This is a genomic window from Actinomyces sp. oral taxon 170 str. F0386 (genome assembly GCF_000195595.1).
Taxonomy (GTDB): Bacteria; Actinomycetota; Actinomycetes; order Actinomycetales; family Actinomycetaceae; genus Actinomyces.
This window is the reverse complement of record NZ_GL882538.1, coordinates 257,529-275,912: the sequence shown is the minus strand read 5'-3', so window position 1 is coordinate 275,912 and position 18,384 is coordinate 257,529. Positions and strand designations below refer to the sequence as shown.

Genomic DNA, 18,384 nt, shown 5'->3' with positions numbered 1-18,384 from the left:
TCAGTTCTTGCTCAAACTTCTCAGTCTGAACTCGCCCTGACAAGCAACCCCAATACTATAGGAGGCTCGTCAACTCGATGTCAACCTCAAAGACGTTGTCTTCGGTCACATCTCATGACTCACTCGCGGTAGCGGGGCTGCCACCAAAGGGCTTTGCAGGAAGCCCAGCCCGTTCGGCAGCGGGCTGTACTTTAGACAGACCCACCCCCATGGCGTCAAACCAGATCCTCGTGATCCGGAACACGCCGTTTCTTCTTGCGATTTCACTGCCCTGGCTCTGCCTCCCTAACCCGTGACGGCCACTCCGTTGACCGCCGATTCTCACCGGACAATGCGCGAACTACCATCAGCCAGTCAGTAATCCGGTCGGCGACTGGATGTTCATGGCCGGGATGCCCGGAGTCGGCGTTGTCCTCACCCTAAGCATCGGTCTCAAGGTGAGCACCACTACCGCCTCAGTACTCATGGTGTCCATGTACCTCGCCCTGTGGCCCATCGAAGCAGGGAGGGCTGAGAACGCCGCCACCAATCCTCTGGTCGACCTCCACTGGGTGCTGGCCCTGTCCGCCATCCTGTTCGCGCTGATACACGCCGGCGACACCCTGGGGCTGAGAACCTTGATGGTCGCACCTGGTTGGCGACTCTTGGCTGCGCTGATCTCACCGACGTGTCCGACTGATGAACGGGATCAGGCCAGGTGTCCAATGACGACGAGGGGTGTGTGGCACCGGTCGGTGCCACACACCCCTCGTCACGTCAGACGAAACGTACTGGTCGTCACTCCTCCTCGGCGAACTTGCGCACTGCCTTGGCCACAGCGTCGGCGACTCGAGTGTCGAAGGCGCCGGGAATGATGTACACGGGGCTGATCTCGTCGTCGGCGATCACCGAGGCGATGCCGGTCGAGGCGGCCCGCAGCAGCTCGGTGGAGATGTCGGTGATACCGGTGTCCAGCAGGCCCCGGAAGAGTCCCGGGAAGGCCAGCACATTGTTGATCTGGTTGGGGAAGTCAGAACGCCCAGTCGCCACAACGGCGGCGTAGTCGGCGGCACGGATCGGGTCAACCTCGGGGATCGGGTTGGCCATGGCGAAGACGATGGCGCCGTCGTTCATGACGGCCAGGTCCTCGGGCTCAAGCAGGTTGCCCGATGAGACACCGATGAAGACGTCGGCGCCCTCGAGGCCCTCCTTGAGGGATCCGGTCACCTGACGCGGATTGGTGTTCTCCGCGAGCCACCTGCGGTGCTCGTTCATGCCCTCGGTGTCCGCTGCGTACAGGGCCCCGGTACGCCCGTACCCCACGATATCGGTGGCGCCGTGGGCCATGAGCAGCTTGGCGATGGCGTTGCCAGCAGCACCGACACCGGACAGGACGATGCGCACGTCCTCGATCTTCTTGCCCACGATCTTCAGGGCGTTGATGAGAGCGGCCAGAGTCACGATGGCGGTACCGTGCTGATCGTCGTGGAAGACGGGGATGTCGAGCTCCTCGCGCAGGCGAGCCTCGATGTCGAAGCACTTGGGCGCGGCGATGTCCTCCAGGTTGATGCCCCCGTAGGCCGGAGCGATGGCCTTGACGATGGAGATGATCTCCTCGGGGTCCTTGGTGTCCAAGGCCACCGGCCAGGCATCGACGTTGCCGAACTGTTTGAACAGGACGGCCTTGCCCTCCATGACGGGCATGGCGGCGGATGGGCCGATGTCCCCCATACCCAGGACCGCGGTACCGTCCGTGACGACGGCGACGGTGTTCTTCTTAATGGTGAGCATCCGGGCGCGCTCGGGGTGGTCGTAGATGGCCTTGCAGACGCGGGCCACTCCGGGGGTGTAGACGCGGGCCAAGTCGCGCCGGTTATGGATCGGATACTTGCCGGCCACCTCGATCTTGCCACCAACATGGGTCAGGAAGGTCGAGTCGCCGACATTGCGAACGACAACGCCGTCGATCTCCTCCAGCTTGGCGACCAACTCGTTGCGGTGCTTGGAGTCGCGGGTGTCGGCGGTCAGGTTGACGGTGAGCTTGTCACCATCGGCGTCGGCCACGTCGACGCCGGTGACGATGGCGCCAGTCGCAGTGGCGGTGTCGACCAGACTGGCTACCGCCTTCTGGGAGGCGGGCACCTCGAGGTACAGGGCGACGGTGTAACTGGGACTGGGCTGAACCATGGGCACTCCTTGCGGGACAGGCGGGATCTTGAGATGAGTGCTCCGAGCCTATCCCCCACCGGCCGCCTCCTAATCGGATGACGGTCCTACAGTGACCGCATACTGAGATGTCCACAAGTTCTGGTCAGGATTCAGGCCATCTGTGGGAGGAGTGTCACACATGGGACGCCACTGACATGGATCGTTCAGGGGCCGTCGACGACGAACGTGTCCGGTCCGCCCCCACTCGTCACGAGTAGTGGGGGCGGACCGGACACGTTCGAGCGGCTCCCAGCATGAGGGAACGAGCCGCTAGGAATGACCAGTAGCGCTCGTCTCAGTCCTGGACACGCTCCATGACCAGCTCACGCACGCGCTTGGCGTCGGCCTGGCCACGGGTCGCCTTCATGACGGCGCCGACGATGGCGCCGGCCGCCTGAACCTTGCCGCCACGAATCTTGTCAGCCACGTCCGGGTTAGCCGCCAGGGCCTCGTCCACAGCCCCCAGGAGGGCGGAGTCGTCCGAGACGACCTCGAGCCCGCGAGCAGCAGCCACGGCCTCTGGATCACCTTCACCAGCCAGGACCCCTTCGAGGACCTGCCGGGCCAGCTTGTCGGTGAGCCGGCCGGAGTCCACCAGCCCCTGCAGCTCGGCGATCTGAGCGGGCATCACCGCCATGTCCTCCAAGGCGACATCCTGCTCCTTGGCGGTGCGGGAGAGCTCTCCCATCCACCACTTGCGGGCGGCCTGCCCGGTGGTTCCCGCCGCAGCCGTGGCCTCAATGAGCTCCAGGGCCCCGGCGTTGACGACGTCGCGCATCTCAGTGTCACTCAGGCCCCACTCGGCCTTGAGCCTGCGACGCTTAGCGGCGGGCATCTCCGGCAGGCGCTCACGAATCTGCTCGACCCACTCCCGGCTGGGCGCCACCGGAACGAGGTCCGGCTCGGGGAAGTAGCGGTAGTCGTCGGCGTCGGACTTGACGCGACCGGCACGAGTAGTGCCGTCGGCCTGGCCGTGGCGGGTCTCCTGGAGCACCTCTCCCCCGGCGGCCAGGATGGCGGCCTGACGCTGGATCTCGTAGCGGACGACCTGCTCGATCCCACGGAAGGTGTTGACGTTCTTGGTCTCGGTGCGGGTGCCCAGCGGAGCGTCGGGCGACTCGCGCAGGGAGACGTTGACGTCGGCGCGCACGTTACCGCGCTCCATGCGTGCCTCGGAGACGCCCAGGGCACGGAAGATGTCGCGCAGGGTGCGCACGTAGGTGGCGGCGACCTGAGGGGCCTTGGCACCGGCGCCCTCGATGGGGCGGGTGACGATCTCCACCAGCGGCACACCAGCGCGGTTGTAGTCCACCAGAGAGTGGCTGGCGCCCTCGATACGGCCGTCGGCACCACCGATGTGGGTGTTCTTGCCGGCGTCCTCCTCCATATGGGCCCGCTCGATCGGGATGGTGAAGAAGGAACCGTCCTCCAGCTCGATCTCCAGAGCTCCGTCGTGGGCGATGGGCTCATCGGACTGGGAGGTCTGGAAGTCCTTGGCCAGGTCCGGGTAGAAGTAGTTCTTCCGGGCGAAGCGGCAGGACTCGGCGATCTCGCATCCCAGGGCCAGGCCGATGCGGATGGCGTACTCCACTCCACGCGCGTTGACCACTGGCAGCGCTCCGGGAAGTCCCACCGAGGTGGGGGTCACCATGGTGTTGGGCTGGGCGCCGAACACGTTGGGCGCGGCGTCGAACATCTTGGTGGCGGTCCCCAGCTCGACGTGCACCTCCAGTCCCAGGACCGGGTCGTAGCGGCGAACGGCCTCGTCGTAGTCCATCAGCGTGTCACTCATCGGGTCTCCTCCAGCTCGGGCGCGCGCGAGAGCAGCGGCGCCCCCCATGTCTCCTCCAACACGGCCTCCAGCACTGCTCCGGCGCGGTAGAGCCGGTCATCGGCCCGCTGCGGTGCCAGGATCTGGAAGCCCACCGGTAGCCCGTCATCACTCAGGCCCGAGGGCAGGCTCATGCCGGGAACCCCGGCGAGGTTGGCCGGGATCGTGGTCACGTCCAGCTTGTACATCGCCAGCGGGTCGTCCTTCTCTCCGAAGCGATAGGCGGTCACCGGGGCCGTGGGCGAGACGAGGACGTCCGCCTTGTCCCAGGCGGCGGCGAAGTCACGCTGCACGAGGGTGCGCACCTTCTGGGCCGAGCCGTAGTAGGCGTCGTAGTAGCCGGCGGACAGGACGTGAGTGCCCAGGATGATGCGACGCTTGACCTCGTCGCCGAAGCCCGCCCCTCGGGTGGCCGCCATGACGGTCTCGGCGGTGACGGGGCCCGACCCTGGCTCCACCCGCAGCCCGTAGCGCATCCCGTCGTAGCGGGCCAGGTTGGAGGAGGCCTCGGCGGGCATGATGAGGTAGTAGGCGTCCAGCGCATACTCCAGGTGCGGCAGGGAGACGGCCTCCACCTGCGCGCCAGCCGCCTCGAGCAGCTCCAGAGCGGCGTGGAAGGAGGCCACGACGCCCTCGTGGTAGCCCTCGCCGCCGTCGAGCTCGGAGATGACGCCGACTCTCAGGCCGGTCAGGTCCCTCCCCTCCTGAGCGGCCCGCACGACAGCGGCCATGCCGCGCGGGGCGTCCGACAGCGAGGTCGAGTCCAGCGGGTCGTGGGAGGCGATGACGTCGTGGAGCAGTGCGGTGTCCAGCACCGTGCGAGCCATGGGGCCGGGCGTGTCCAGGGAGGAGGCCATGGCGATGACGCCGAAGCGGGAGACCGTGCCATAGGTGGGTTTGACACCGACTGTGCCGGTGACAGCCGCGGGCTGGCGAATCGAGCCTCCGGTGTCGGTACCGACGGCCACAGGGGCCTCGTACGATCCGACGGCGGCAGCGGAGCCGCCCGAGGAGCCTCCGGGGATGCGCCCGAGGTCCCAGGGGTTGGAGGTGCGCCCGAAGGCCGAGTGCTCAGTGGAACCGCCCATGGCGAACTCATCGAGATTGGTCTTGCCCAGGATCGGGGTGCGGGCGGCGCGCAGGTTGCGCACGAGGGTGGCGTCATAGGGCGGCACCCATTCCTCAAGGATGCGCGAGGCGGCTGTGGTGACCTGACCGCGGGTGACGATGAGGTCCTTGACGGCCACCGGAACGCCAGCCAGCTCGCTGGTCACCCGGCCCTCCTTGCGGGCGGTGTCGGCGGCGTCGGCCTGGCTCAGAGCATGCTCGACGTCGACGTTGAGGAAGGCCCCCACGGCGCCGTCGACGGCGGCGATGCGGTCCAGGTGGGCCTGCGTGAGTTCGCGGGAGGAGACCTCCCCTACCGCCAGTGCCGCCGCCTGATCGGCGGCACTGCTCCTGATGAGGTCGGCCAGTCCGGTTACGTGAGTACTGCTCATGAGGCGGAGTCCTCCCCCAGGATCTGCGGCACGAGGAACATGGAGTCCTCAGAGGCCGGCGCACCGGCCAGGAGCTCATCGACGTCCAGCGTGGGAGCAGGCACGTCCTCACGCAGCACGTTGGTCAGGGGAACGGGATGGGAGGTGGCCGGTAGGTCGGGCGACACCACGCTCGTGACCCGGGCGAAGGAGGAGGCAACCGCGTCCAGCTCTCCAGCCAGGCGCGTCACCTCCTCCTCACTCAGAGCCACCCGAGCCAGTGCGGCAACCCGTGCGACCTCATCAGTGGAAATAGCAGACATGGTGTGGAGTCTAGCCGGGCTGGGCCGAACCGCTGCCTCATCACGTTGACACAGTGTCATCAACGGGGACCGTTCCCCATGGACAATCCGGGGCCGGGGCGCACACGATGGACTCCAGGCCCCGGTATTCCGGCGGAGACGGAACTGAGACCGGATTCGAGTCATCTCACAGCACTTCATCCTCGAGGATGATTGACATCCCCTCGTTTCACGGATGTCATGGTGAGCACTGGGTTGTCGACGGCCTGCCGGGAACGGTGTTCCCGCGACAGGCCAGCAACGACCCTTGGACCGGACCTCCAGGACGTTGAGCCACCGGAGGTCGGACGGACAACTGGATTCGGCCGGTGCTCCGCGCGATGCGGGGCGACCGGTCGAGAGACGAGGACGCATGAGCAGCAACACTTCCCCCACTGGTGCTCAGCACCAGGGAGAAGCCTCACAGAGCAACCCCCCTGTGCTCAGCACACCGTACGGAGAGCCCGCAGGTGTGCGTCGTCAGTCTGTCTTCCAGGCGGCTGCGAACGGCACGGCACCGCATGCACGCTCTACCAGCACCACCTCAAGCGACACGAACGAGGACCTGGGCAGCACCGAGGAGATCGAGGTGGTTGCCCCGTCTGCGGTCGCTGCGCCGGGAACCGAGAACAAGCTGCACGAACAGGCAAGCACCGAGAAGACCGGCGACGCTGACGGCGTGTACCTGACCGCCCCGGCGGCTCCAGCAGCGCCGACCTCGCCGGCCGTCTCCGCCTTCGCCACCCATCAGGACAAGGACTTCTACTTGGATGAGCCCCGGCGACGCCGCCGCTGGCCGCTGGGGGTCGCGGCTGCCGCGCTCCTCCTGCTGGGTGTCGTCGGTGCGGGAGGCTACGCCTACGCCGCACACTACGACGGTCGCGTCGTGCCCGGGACAACGGTCGCCGGCACCGATGTGTCCGGCAAGAGCCGCGAGGAGGTGGTGGCCGCCATCGAGAACCGTGCCAAGAGCGCCAAGGTCGACATCTCCGGAGACGTCACCGCCAGCGCCTCCCTGGCAGACCTGGGAACCACTGTGGACGCCCAGGCCACCGCCGATGCTGTCATGGCCCACGGTGACACCTTCGGTGAGAAGTTCCAGGCCCTGCTCTCCAAGGGAGAGGTCCCAGTGGTCACCACCACCGACAAGACCGCGGTGGACAGCTACGCCACCTCCCTCATCCCCGAGGACCGCGCCAAGGCGCGCAACGCCACCGTGGTTCTCAGCGAGGACGGCACCACTTTCTCCACCACGAGCGCCTCCAAGGGCGCCGCGCTGGACGCGGATGCTCTGGCGCAGGCCGCACAGAAGGCCGCTACGTCCCTGGGATCGTCGTCGATCTCTCTCACGATGACGAACGCCGATCCGAAGGTTTCTGACAACGACGCCCAGAAGGTCGCCGACACGGCCAACAACTGGGTCTCCCAGGACGTCACCATCACCCTGGACGACGAGTCCTACACCGCGGAGGACACGGACAAGGCCTCGTGGATCACGGTGAACAACTCGGCCGACTCCGCCCCCACCATCGCGGTGGACTCCACGAAGGTCTCCCAGTGGGTCAAGGCACAGGCCGATGAGGCCAACGTCGATCCCGTCACCGGTCAGCGCAATGTCAATGCCAGCGGGCAGGTTGTCTCCACCCCCACGGAGGCCAAGGACGGGAAGACCGTCAACAACGTCGACACGGTCGCCACGTCGATCACCCAGTCCCTTGGCAGTGACAAGGCCTATACCGGTTCCTTCGAGACGACGACGGTCAAGGCGGAGTGGAAGGAGCGCACCATCGCCGATGGTGCGGAAAACCTTCCCTACCAGGCCGCCCCGGGCGAGAAGTGGGTCGACCTCAACCTGTCGAGCAAGACGGTGACCGCCTACGAGGGCGCAACCGTTGTGCACGGCCCGGTCTCCATCGTGGACGGTGCGGCCGAGACCCCGACGGTGACCGGTACCTACAAGGTCTACCTGCAGTACGAGTCCCAGACCATGCGTGGCGAGAACGCCGACGGATCGCCCTATGTCGCCGAGGATGTCCCATGGGTGAGCTACTTCCACAGCGGCTACGCCTTCCACGGCGCGGGATGGCGTTCGAGCTTCGGGTACTCCGGATCCCACGGCTGCGTCAACATGCCGGTCTCCGAGGCCCAGTGGATCTACAACTGGGTGGACACGAGCACCGTGGTCCAGAGCCATTACTGAGCCGGAAGCAGCCGAGCCGCAGTCGGGGCGGGGTCCCTCCTGATCAGGAGGGACCCCGCCCCGACTGGTTGATCTATCTTGAGGAGACCGCCTGCGGTCCTCCTTCTAGAAGCGACACGAAGCCCTCCTCATCGAGGATCGTCAGTCCCAGCTCGCGGGCCTTGGCCTCCTTGGAGCCGGCCTTGTCTCCGACGATGACGAAGCTCGTCTTCCTCGAGACGCTGCCCGAGGCCTTTCCCCCTCGCGAGACGATGGCCTCCTTGGCACTGTCACGAGTGAATCCTTCGAGGGAACCGGTGACGACAACGGTCAGCCCGTCCAGAGTCCGCGCCGGCTCCTCCTGCTGGTCCGAGGCCTCCTCCCGGGTACGGACCCCGGCGGCCTCCCAACGGTTGAGGATCTCACGGTGCCAGTCGACGTCGCGCCACCGCACCCAGGACTCGGCGATGGTGGACCCTACGCCGTCGACCTCGGCCAGCTCGGCGACATCGGCATGGCACAGGGTCTCCAGGGACCTGAAGCGCGCCGCCAAGGCCCGGGCCGCGGTCGGCCCGACATGGCGCACTGACAGGGCCACCAGGATGCGCCAGAGCGGGCGGGTACGGGCGTCCCTGAGCTGGGAGAGCATGGCGATGGCGTTCTTACCGGGTACTGTCGCCTTCTTGACCCGGCCGTCTGCATCGTAGGTCTGTTTGGTCCAGAAGAAGCGGCTCAGGCGCCAGTCACCGGTGGGGACCCCCCGGCGGGAGACGGGGCGCCACACGAACACCTCACGTAGGTCCTCCTCAGTGAGGTCGAACAGAGTGGCCTCACCGGTGAGCACCGGTGTCTGCTCGGTAACCCCCGCCTGCCTCAAGAGCTCCTCGACGGCCTCCACCCGCTGGGAGGCGTGCAGGGCGTCGAGCTCGCCGGCCGGAAGGGCAAGTCGTCCACGTTCCGTGTCCAGGCTCTTGCCCGCCGCGAGCGCGGTCAGAGCCTCTCGCCGTCCGGCGTCGGGCCGTGTCAGGGCACCGGCGGCCTCGTCTCCCAGCCCCTCGACATCCAGTGCACCCCGAGAGCCGATATGAGCGATCCGCTCAGTCAGCTGGGCGGGGCAGGAACGGGTGTTGGGGCAGCGCAGATCGACGTCGCCGTCCTTGGCCGGTGCCAGCTCAGTACCGCAGGAGGGGCAGTGCGTCGGCATAGCGAAGTCCCGCTCAGTGCCATCGCGCAGGTCGGCGACCGGTCCCAGGATCTCGGGGATGACGTCACCGGCCTTGCGCACGATGACCATGTCCCCGATGCGCACGCCCTTGCGTGCCACCTCGGTGGCGTTGTGGAGGGTGGCTCGGGCCACCGTCGAACCGGCGACCAGGACCGGCTCCATCATGCCGAAGGGCGTGACACGTCCGGTGCGTCCCACCTGGACTGCGATGTCCAGCAGCCTTGTGCGAACCTCTTCAGGCGGGTACTTGTAGGCCGTGGCCCAGCGGGGCACCCGGGAGGTGTGGCCGAGGCGGCGCTGAAGGGAATGGTCATCAAGCTTGAAGACGATGCCGTCGATCTCGTGAATGAGGTCGTGACGGTGAGTGGCGTAGCGCTCGATGTAGGCCTCACGCTCGGCCCGTCCCCGAACCACGGTGTTGTAGGGGGACACCGGTAGCCCCCAGCCGGCTAACAGCTCATACCACTCGTGCTGTCGGGCGGGGAGTCTCTCCCCCGGTGCGGGAGTGATCGCACCGACCCCGTGGGCGATCATCGCCAGGGGCCGCGAGGCGGTGATGGCAGGGTTCTTCTGGCGCAGGGAACCTGCGGCCGCGTTGCGGGGGTTGGCGAAGACCTGAAGGAGCGGGGCGCCATCGGCCTGTCGCTGCACGTTGCGAGTACGGCGATCCTCGTTGAAGGCCTCGAACTCCTGGGTGGGGAAATAGACCTCGCCGCGGACCTCGAGCAGGGAGGGATGGGCGTCGCCGGACAGGACCAGGGGGACCGAGGCGATGGTGCGCACGTTGCCGGTGACGTCCTCACCAGTGGTGCCGTCGCCGCGGGTCGCGGCCCGGGTGAGGATCCCGTTCTCGTAGGTCAGGGCCACGGCCAGGCCGTCGATCTTGACCTCGGCGGTCATGGCGAGATCGTCGTCGGCGACCCCGGTCTCGGCCATCATGCGCTCCGCCCACTCCTGGACCTCGTCGAGGGAGAAGACGTCCTGGAGAGAGTACATGCGCTCGTGGTGAGGGGCCGGGGTGAAGTCGGTGATGGCGCGGCCGCCCACGGAGCGGGTCGGTGATCCGGCTCTGGCCAGAAGAGGGTGCGCGGCCTCCAGGTCCTCGAGCTCGCGGTAGAGGACGTCATAGTCGGCATCCGACAGAGAGCTCTCGGCGTCGACGGCGTTGTAGTAGGCGTCTCGGGCGGCCTCGATGTCACGTACCAGCTCGCCCCAGCGTTCCCGGGCGCCAGCGGGCACGGTGCTCAGGTCCGCCGAGCCGATCGACGTAGGAGCGGAGCCGCGGGAAGCGTCGGTGTCAGTCATGGGCCTATCTTTCCTCAACTGGGCTGAAAACGGTTTCAGGCGTCCCAGAGCCCCCGGCGACCGGGGTGCGTGACGTGTTCCGGCCTCCCGGTATCCCGGCGTCGCTCTGCCATCACGGTTCTTCGGGGAACCACAGCGCTCGTGATTGGCAGAGAGCAACGAGGTTGTCCACACCCGGATTCGTCTGCCGGCGACATCGGCGCCTCAACCGGTGATTCTGAAGCAGTGAGTACCGCCGCTGACGTCCTGGACCTTCATCCGCTCCGCTCGGACCCCGGCTCCTCCTTGCTGCACCTGCACTCGTCGGGGCAAGCGGCCGCGGAGTCGGCGGTCAATGCCCTGGCAGGTCCATGGCACCTCGCGGTTCTGGACGGGCCCGACCTCGGTCTGGTGATGGCGGTGCGGGCCTGCGAGATCCTCGGACGGGGCGAGGTGCTGAGCGATCCGCTGGTCTCACGCCGTCATCTGCGTCTGCGGCCGCACGGTCGCAGGGTCCTGGCCCAGGACTGCGGATCGGTCAATGGCACCTACCGCTACTGGCACCTGGGCCTGTGGTTGCGTGTACGCGGGGAGGTCGGGCTGAGGGAGGGGGCTCTGGTGCGCCTGGGAGACAGTGTGCTCGAGCTGCGCAAACGCCCCTCCGACCTGGTGGTTCCGGCTCCGCCGTCGGCGTCCTCGATAGCATGGTCGATAGTGGTCTCGCTGGTCTGCGTCCTGGTTATGGGCGGTTCGGCGGCGACAGCGATCATGACCGGAAGCCGTGGTGCCATGGGGATGGTCATGGTGGCGCCGATGCTCGCCATGACGATCATGCGCCTGGTGCCCTTCCTGCAAGGACGTCGAGAAGGCCGAACCAGGCGCGTAGACCGGCCTCGGTGGTGCGATCGCCGTCGTCGTCGGGGTTGTCTGCCGGGTTGGAGGCACGGCCGGCCTGACCCCGCCACGATGCTGCTGGCCCTCGCCGCACGCTCCAGCGTGCTCCAGTCCTCTCAGTGCGCCGGTGCCGAGGGCCAGCAGGCGGCGTCGGCCTCCCGAGAGGCTGTGACCGCCTGGACCGCTGAGCGGCGACGACGGCGCATTCTCTCGCTCACCGACGGGGAGAGCCTGGCCCTGGTGGGTGAGGACGCTGTGAACACTGTGAGATGGTGGTGCGCCCAGCTCCTGGCCCGTGATGAGGTCCGGTTGACCGAGCTGGGGAGTCCACCAGGCGGTCTGCGGCAAGAACGAGCCGGAAACCGGAACCAGGTGCCCGACAGGGGGTTGGGAGTCCGTCTCACCTGGGGGCCGCAGGTCCACCCCCACACCGCTCAGGTGCTGACCTGCCTAGGCGATCAGGTTCCGCCACAGGCGCTGAGCACGCGTCCGATCCCGGGCGGGGCGCCGTCATGCTCACCAGTCTGGTGGGACGCGGTTCGTCACCTGTGCCGTTCCAGGATCACGTCGCAGAACGTGTCAGCGTCGCAGGACGCTGACGTTCCGGACATGGTTCCCCTCAGCGAGGTCATCGGAGACCTCGACGCCCACCAGCTGCGGACACGGTGGGAGGAGCGGGTGCACTCACCGGGCTGTGGGGCGTCGTCGCTGTCCGCGGTGTTGGGTGTGGGGTCGCAAGGGTGGGTGAGTGCCGATCTGGTGGCAGACGGCCCGCACGCCCTGCTGGCCGGGACCACAGGATCAGGAAAGTCGGAGCTGCTCATCTCCTGGCTGGTACAGCTGGCGCTGAGTCACCCGCCGGACCACCTGACGATGGTCCTCGTCGACTACAAGGGAGGGGCCGCGTTCGGTCCTCTTGCCGGTCTACCGCACACGGCCGGGGTCCTCACCGATCTGGACCCGTTCGGCACCCGCAGGGCGCTGTCCTCCTTGGAGACCGAGGTGCACCGGCGGGAGCGGATCCTGGCAGCGCACGGCGCCAAGGACGTCTCCTGCCTGCCACCGCAGGTCTCCCTGCCCCACCTGGTAGTGGCTGTCGACGAGTTCGCCACCTTGGTCGGTGAGCACGCCGAGGTCCTGGAGGCGCTGGTGCGCATCGCCGCGCAGGGGCGCAGCCTGGGGATCCACCTCATTCTGGCCACTCAGCGCCCTCAGGGCGCCGTCTCCCCCGCGATTCGAGCCAACACCTCCTTGCGAGTGTGTCTACGGGTGCTCGACGCCGCCGACTCCAGAGACGTTCTGGGACACGACGGCGCCGCCCGGCTCGGCCGCCATCCTGGACGGGTCCTGGTCAGCGGGGCCGGCAGTGTCGACGGAATCGGTTCCGGCCCGCAGGAGCGCGGCGAGGCACACGGTGACCAGGTACTCCAGGCTCCCTGGTGCGGCTCGACTCTCGACGTCCAGGAGATCGTCGATCTCGTCTCGCACGCCTCCAGGGGGCGGGCCGTTCCATGGCGCCCCTGGGCACCCGCCCTGCCCGACGTCGTCGATGAGTCCGGGGCGCGCGAGCTGGGGCGGCATCGGGACCCGGAGGAGGTGCTCGGGGAAGACGAAGGGAATAGACAGCGACAAGGGCACGGAGGCGACAGCCGCAGTGGCCAGACTCGGTCCGCCCAGCAGGAAACGGCGGGTGATCAGGTCCTTCTCGCCCTGACGGATCTGCCGCACCGACAGAGGCTGGGGCTGTGGCACTGGCAGGTCACACGTCCGCTCCTGGCACTCGGGGCACCGGGCTCGGGGCGCTCCACGCTCGTGGTCTCAGCCGCGACGGCGGCGCTGCGGTCAGGGCGAGGAGTGCACCTGTGCGGGCTCACGCCCCCGACCACTGGTGGTTCCAGCGAGGCCGTGGGCGCTGTCGCGAGTGTGCGCAGGCTCCTCACGCATCCCGCAGTGGGTACTGTCGTCGGGGCTGAGGATCCACGACGTCTGGCCCGATTGTGGGGGCTTGCAGCCGCCGGGCGCCTGGGTGGGGACCTGCTGTGTCTCGATGACGTCGACGCGCTCATCCCAACCATCGACGAGGTGCTGGGCCCCGGCCAGGGCAACGCGATGCTCGAGGCCGTCATCCGTACCGCAACGGCCACCGGCATGCCCCTGCTGCTGACCGCTCCGCTGGCTGCGTCCACCTCCCGCTGGGCCGGCTCCGTGGGGCTGAGGCTGATCCTGGGCGCAGCCACCAGCACGCAGGCCGCACTCGCCGGGCTTCCGCGCGGAGTGGTCACCGGTGGCCTGCCGGGGCGAGGCGTCATCCTTGACGGGACGGCCACGACCGCTTGCCAGATCGTGCTCCGTGAGGGACCTCCGAGCACCGCCCCCGAGTGCGGCAGCGGATCGGTGCTCCGGCTCGAACCGCTGCCGACGCGGATCACCTGGTCCGATGCTCCGGCAGGCACCTGGGCGGTGGGAGGGGATGCGGCCACCCCCGTCGAGCTGCCGACACGCACCAGTGTCCTGGTTGTGGGGCCTCCCGGTTCAGGGCGCTCCACGGCTCTGCGAGCCTTGGCTCAGACCCTTGGTTCGGACGGCCTCGTCGTCGACGACCTGGACCTCGCCGACGCAGCCACCGTCAGTCGGGTGGAGGCTGCACTGGCACGTTCCGAGCGGGTCCTGGCCTCGGCCTCGACCGAGAAGGTCGCCGCCACCTTCCGCGGCGCGATCTCGACGTTGCGTGAGCGCGAGGCACTCGTCATGCTGTGGCCCGGTCTGCGGCACTCCGATCAGGCCGCGGGAATGTCCCTGAGGGCGGTGACCGATCCGAGGGCGCTAACGCTTCCTGGACGCGGAGCGCTGGTCTACCGCGGAACCTGTCTGCCGATTCAGATCGTGCTGCCGCAGCCCATGGCTGACGATGGCGAAAACCCTATTGAACACCCTATTTAACAGGTATTCTCAATAATGGAAGTAGCGTTATCTCAACACTCCCACATCCTGTGAGGATCACGACAGGGTATCGGCGCAGGTCTCACGATCGAGGTCTTGCCCACCGCCCCCCGCCATGTGAAAGTTGTTCTCAGACGTGGCCGCCGAGCCCTGACAAGCCGGACCGGCGATAGCCGCATGACCGATGACCTTGAAGGGGGCCCTTATGGACTGGCGCAGCCAAGCCGCATGTCTCACCGTCGACCCGGAGCTCTTCTTCCCTGTGGGAAACACCGGTCCCGCCATTGCCCAGATCGCCAAGGCGAAAGAGGTGTGCGGCCGTTGCGAGGTGGTGGACACCTGCCTGAAGTGGGCGCTGGAGAACGGCCAGGACGCCGGTGTCTGGGGAGGCATGAGTGAGGACGAGCGTCGTTCCCTCAAGCGTCGCGCAGCTCGCGCCCGCAGGTCGTCCTGAAAACCGATTGAGTTCTTCACGCCACGGCGTTCGCACGAATAATCGTGCGAACGCCGTTTTGTCAGTCCCAATGTTTTCGATAGCCGGGAATCGAACGTCAGGTTTCACTCCTGGAGGCTCTCTGGTTAAGGCGAGCGTGAATGACGACGTCGGTGCCTCCCCCGCTCAGAGGTTCCCAGTCGATGCTTCCGCGCAGCTCCCCGCGCACGAGTGTGGTGACGATCCGCGTTCCCAGACCGGTCATGAGAGTATCCGGTGCAAGGCCTGCGCCGTTATCTATGACGTGAACCTCGAGCTGGCCCTCATCCCGGCAGGCCTTCACCGTTACTCGACCGTCTCGTCCGTCGAGGCCGTGCTCGACGGCGTTGGTGACCAGCTCGGCCAGCACGGTGGCCAGCGCCTGGGCGGTATCGGCGTCGACGATGCCGAAGGAGCCTTCCAGCCTGGTGCTGACCTGACCTGTTGGTGAGGCCACGACCGCCGCCATGCGCAGGATGGACGAGAACACGTCATCGAAGTCAACCCGCTCGTCCACGTTGTGACTCAGGGCGTCATGGACGGTGGCGATCGTGGTCACGCGTCGTTCGGCCTCCGACAGCGCCTGACGGGTCTCCTCGTTCGTGGCACGACGCGCCTGCATGCGCAGCAGCGCGGAGACCGTCTGCAGGTTGTTCTTGACCCGGTGGTGGACCTCGCGAATGGTGGCGTCCTTGTTGAGCAGGACCTGCTCACGCCGACGCACCTCGGTGACATCGCGAACCAGGAGCGCCGCCCCGGAGCGGCGCCCGGCCCGAGTCAGAGGTATGGAACGCAGCGACAGGAAGACCCCTTCGACCTCGACCTCGGTGAGCCAGGCCTGCCGTCCCATGAGGACCACGGCCAGGGTCTCGTCCACGGGGGTACGGGCGGGAATGATCGAGGTGACGGCTTCTGCGAGTTGAATACCCTTCAGCTCGCCCTCGATGCCCAGGCGGTGGAAACAGGAGCGCCCGTTGGGGCTGACGTAGATGATGCGGCCTTCCTCGTCCAGGCGCAGGACACCGTCGGCCACGCGCGGGGTGCCGTGACGGATCGTGGTACCGGCGCCTTGAATGGGGAAATCTCCCGCTGCGGTCATATGGCAGAGGACCTCGGCGATCTCCTCCATCTCCCGCTCGACAATGCGCCCGCCCCGGATGACGCCCACGGAGGTCTCCCGGGTGACGACAGCGATCGGCGTACCGGCGTGGACGACCGGGATGTACTCCTCCTGGACCGCAGCTGTTCCGGTCCAGTAGGGCTCGGCGGCGTCCTGGATCTGAGCGGTGGACAGCGACTCCATGGCCATGGCCTCGCGCGAGGCCGGCATCCGCCGCCCGATGACGTCCTCGAGGTGGACGGTGGTTCCGCCCGAGGGGCGAGTGTGTCCGGCGGCAATGAAACGCCCCGCACGGGTACGCACCCACAGGACCAGGTCGGAGGTGGATAGGTCCGCAATCAGCTGCCAGTCGGCCACCAGCTGGTGGATCCAGTCGAGGTCGGCCTCAGCAAGGTCGACTGCGTCTCTGAGGGCGCTAGGCAGAAGATTAGGCACCTCTCAAGGTTATCGGCAGTGAGCGAGCCCGGCTCGTTGAGCCGGCTAATTGCTAAGCAGGACACATGTTCAGGCCTCGATCGCAGACACGGTCAACCTTGCGAAGGTCTGCCGCAGCGACCGTCACGCCGCGCCCAGAACGTGCTTCGAACCACCAGAACATGACAGGATCACGGCATGAGGAAGACCATCGCCATCACCTATCCCGCAGACCCGGCGCGCACCGCCCAGATGCTCGCCGACCCCGCCTACCAGGAGGAACGGGTCACACGAGCCGGGCTCGAGGACGCCTCGATCGACGTCGCCCAGCGAGGACAGGGATTCGTCGCCACCATCGCCGGGAGCATCCAGCCCTCTCAGCTGCCCTCGGTCGCCTCGCGATTCGTGCGCTCCGCGGTGTCCTTCACCGTGGCCGAGTCCTGGGGCGAGCCGAAGGATGACGGTTCACGCTCGGGCGGATACGACGTGACCGTCAAGGGCGCCCCGGTCAAGGTCACCGCCATCTCAACCATGGCTGCAGCCGCTGAGAGCACTGAGGCCTCCGCCTCAACTCAGGGCACCACGGTCACCGTCGACGTCGATCTCAATGTCACCGTGCCTCTGTTGGGCAAGACCATCGAGGAGAAGGCCATGGGCATGGTGGACAGGGTCGTGGCCGATGAGGAGCGCCGCGCCGTCGCCTGGCTCGCCGAGCACTGAGGCGGTTTCAACGAGTCGCTTCCGGCGTCTATTCCCGTGCTGCGCTCCTGTCCGCCAACCGCGCAGCACGGGCGCGTACATGGGTTCAGAGCCTGGCTTACTGGGCGTTTCATGGCACGATCTCGCCATGAGCACATCAAGCACCCCTGCCTCCCCCAGCCCCGCCGGCGCCGTGTGGGCTGAGCGCACGGGCACCCGTCAGTACATCGGCCGTAACTCCGCCGGCGCCGAGGTGCGCGTCGGCATGGGCCCAGGCGAGTTCTCCCCCGGTGAGCTGATGAAAATCGCGCTGGCCACCTGCAACACCCTCTCGGCAGACCACCGCCTGGCCAAGGCCCTGGGCGAAGACTTCGAGGCCACAGTGGGCTGCTCCTCGGTCAAGAACGACGCCGAGGAGCGTTATGAGTCCTTCCAAGTCGAGATCGTCGCCGATCTGTCCTCGCTCGACGCCGACCAGAGAAAGCTGCTCGACCAGAGGGTGGCGAGCGCGGTCGACCGCCACTGCACTGTGGGGCACACCGTCGAGCACGGCGCCACCTACACGACGACGATCGTCGACCCCGACGAGGACTGAGCGCTCGGCGCCCCCCACTGCCCCGCCCGCCATCGTCGCCGTCTGACACGCACATGAGGAGACAACCGTGAACGCCTCCGGCTCTGGGCGCTCCACCGCGCTGGAACGAGCCCTGGACAAGGCCATCGCCATCCCGGCGGCCCGCATCGAGGAACGCGCGGCGCGGATGCGCCGGGACCGTCCCGGAGCGGACGCAGCCGAGCTCGTCGAGATGGCCGCCTCCCGCTTCCGGCGGGATGCGGGACTGTCATCGGGCGCCGTCGGGGCCTCCGCAGCCCTGCCGGCGATCAGCACAGGCGCGGCGGCCGCTCTGACAGTGGGGCAGAGTGCCGCCTTCATCGCCTCGGCCGTCACCTACGTGCTGACGGTGGCGGAGATCCAGGGGATCCATGTGGTCGACGCCGAGCGCCGTCGGGCGCTGGTCCTGTCCGCGCTCTTGGGCAAGGAGGGCTCCGAGGCGGTCCAGGGCCAGCTGGGGCTGTCCACGATGTTCTGGGCGGCGCAGGTACTCATGCAGATGCCGCTGCCAACGGTGAAGTCGATCAACGCCCGCCTCATCAAGCGGGTGGCCAAGCGGTCGGCCGCCAAGGGCGGGGCGCTGGCACTGGGGCGTCTCATCCCCTTCGGGATCGGAGCCGCCATCGGCTGGTCCGGCGGGCGGGCACTGGCCAATCAGGTCATTGAAGGCGCGCAGGCCGCGCTCGGGCCGCAGCTCGTCCTGGGCG

At 67.5% G+C, this 18,384-nt stretch carries 11 protein-coding genes; 5 read left to right on the top strand and 6 right to left on the bottom strand.

Annotated elements, in window-relative coordinates:
• Positions 1-777 precede the first annotated feature (777 nt).
• The 4 genes from HMPREF9056_RS06620 to gatC all read right to left on the bottom strand — a co-directional run bounded on the left by HMPREF9056_RS06620 (position 778) and on the right by gatC (position 5,819).
• Positions 778-2,166, bottom strand: coding sequence for an NADP-dependent malic enzyme (locus HMPREF9056_RS06620; RefSeq protein ID WP_009403940.1), 1,389 nt, complete (start codon positions 2,164-2,166; stop codon positions 778-780).
• Between the two features lie 316 nt (positions 2,167-2,482).
• Complete coding sequence (gene gatB / locus HMPREF9056_RS06615) at positions 2,483-3,979, bottom strand: Asp-tRNA(Asn)/Glu-tRNA(Gln) amidotransferase subunit GatB (RefSeq protein WP_034514060.1); 1,497 nt, start codon at positions 3,977-3,979, stop codon at positions 2,483-2,485.
• Positions 3,976-5,517 (bottom strand): Asp-tRNA(Asn)/Glu-tRNA(Gln) amidotransferase subunit GatA, encoded by a 1,542-nt coding sequence (gene gatA / locus HMPREF9056_RS06610; protein ID WP_009403938.1) that lies wholly within the window; start codon positions 5,515-5,517, stop codon positions 3,976-3,978. Before gatA ends, gatB begins: the two co-directional genes overlap by 4 nt.
• Entirely contained in the window at positions 5,514-5,819 is a 306-nt protein-coding gene (gene gatC / locus HMPREF9056_RS06605) for an Asp-tRNA(Asn)/Glu-tRNA(Gln) amidotransferase subunit GatC (RefSeq protein WP_009403937.1), read from the bottom strand. Before gatC ends, gatA begins: the two co-directional genes overlap by 4 nt.
• Positions 5,820-6,210: 391 nt before the next feature.
• Here gatC and HMPREF9056_RS06600 point away from each other — a divergent pair, with 391 nt between their 5' ends.
• Positions 6,211-8,037, top strand: coding sequence for a L,D-transpeptidase (locus HMPREF9056_RS06600; RefSeq protein ID WP_050793005.1), 1,827 nt, complete (start codon positions 6,211-6,213; stop codon positions 8,035-8,037).
• Positions 8,038-8,110: 73 nt separating this feature from the next.
• Here the strand turns inward: HMPREF9056_RS06600 and ligA are convergent, their stop codons facing one another.
• A complete protein-coding gene (gene ligA / locus HMPREF9056_RS06595; RefSeq protein ID WP_009403934.1) occupies positions 8,111-10,546 on the bottom strand; it encodes an NAD-dependent DNA ligase LigA in 2,436 nt (811 codons plus the stop codon).
• A 225-nt stretch (positions 10,547-10,771) separates the two neighbouring features.
• Here ligA and HMPREF9056_RS06590 point away from each other — a divergent pair, with 225 nt between their 5' ends.
• Positions 10,772-14,359: an FtsK/SpoIIIE domain-containing protein gene (locus tag HMPREF9056_RS06590; protein WP_009403933.1), complete on the top strand. Its 3,588-nt coding sequence runs from the start codon at positions 10,772-10,774 to the stop codon at positions 14,357-14,359.
• 205 nt (positions 14,360-14,564) lie between these two features.
• On the top strand, positions 14,565-14,813 hold the full coding sequence (locus HMPREF9056_RS06585) for a WhiB family transcriptional regulator (protein WP_003779481.1): 249 nt from the start codon (positions 14,565-14,567) through the stop codon (positions 14,811-14,813).
• A 97-nt stretch (positions 14,814-14,910) separates the two neighbouring features.
• Here the strand turns inward: HMPREF9056_RS06585 and HMPREF9056_RS06580 are convergent, their stop codons facing one another.
• On the bottom strand, positions 14,911-16,386 hold the full coding sequence (locus HMPREF9056_RS06580) for a sensor histidine kinase (protein ID WP_009403930.1): 1,476 nt from the start codon (positions 16,384-16,386) through the stop codon (positions 14,911-14,913).
• A 177-nt stretch (positions 16,387-16,563) separates the two neighbouring features.
• Between HMPREF9056_RS06580 and HMPREF9056_RS06575 the strand changes: the two genes are divergently transcribed.
• Both HMPREF9056_RS06575 and HMPREF9056_RS06570 read left to right on the top strand, forming a co-directional pair.
• Positions 16,564-17,085: a DUF2505 domain-containing protein gene (locus tag HMPREF9056_RS06575; RefSeq protein WP_009403928.1), complete on the top strand. Its 522-nt coding sequence runs from the start codon at positions 16,564-16,566 to the stop codon at positions 17,083-17,085.
• Positions 17,086-17,212: 127 nt separating this feature from the next.
• On the top strand, positions 17,213-17,659 hold the full coding sequence (locus HMPREF9056_RS06570) for an OsmC family protein (RefSeq protein ID WP_009403927.1): 447 nt from the start codon (positions 17,213-17,215) through the stop codon (positions 17,657-17,659).
• The last annotated feature ends 725 nt before the right edge of the window (positions 17,660-18,384 follow it).

Excerpts from the sequence above, each read along its gene's own strand:
- gatA (WP_009403938.1), bottom strand. The coding sequence starts at position 5,517 with ATGAGCAGTACTCACGTAACCGGACTGGCCGACCTCATCAGGAGCAGT.
- HMPREF9056_RS06575 (WP_009403928.1), top strand. The coding sequence starts at position 16,564 with ATGAGGAAGACCATCGCCATCACCTATCCCGCAGACCCGGCGCGCACC.
- gatC (WP_009403937.1), bottom strand. The coding sequence starts at position 5,819 with ATGTCTGCTATTTCCACTGATGAGGTCGCACGGGTTGCCGCACTGGCT.
- HMPREF9056_RS06600 (WP_050793005.1), top strand. The coding sequence starts at position 6,211 with ATGAGCAGCAACACTTCCCCCACTGGTGCTCAGCACCAGGGAGAAGCC.
- HMPREF9056_RS06585 (WP_003779481.1), top strand. The coding sequence starts at position 14,565 with ATGGACTGGCGCAGCCAAGCCGCATGTCTCACCGTCGACCCGGAGCTC.
- HMPREF9056_RS06570 (WP_009403927.1), top strand. The coding sequence starts at position 17,213 with ATGAGCACATCAAGCACCCCTGCCTCCCCCAGCCCCGCCGGCGCCGTG.
- gatB (WP_034514060.1), bottom strand. The coding sequence starts at position 3,979 with ATGAGTGACACGCTGATGGACTACGACGAGGCCGTTCGCCGCTACGAC.
- HMPREF9056_RS06620 (WP_009403940.1), bottom strand. The coding sequence starts at position 2,166 with ATGGTTCAGCCCAGTCCCAGTTACACCGTCGCCCTGTACCTCGAGGTG.
- ligA (WP_009403934.1), bottom strand. The coding sequence starts at position 10,546 with ATGACTGACACCGACGCTTCCCGCGGCTCCGCTCCTACGTCGATCGGC.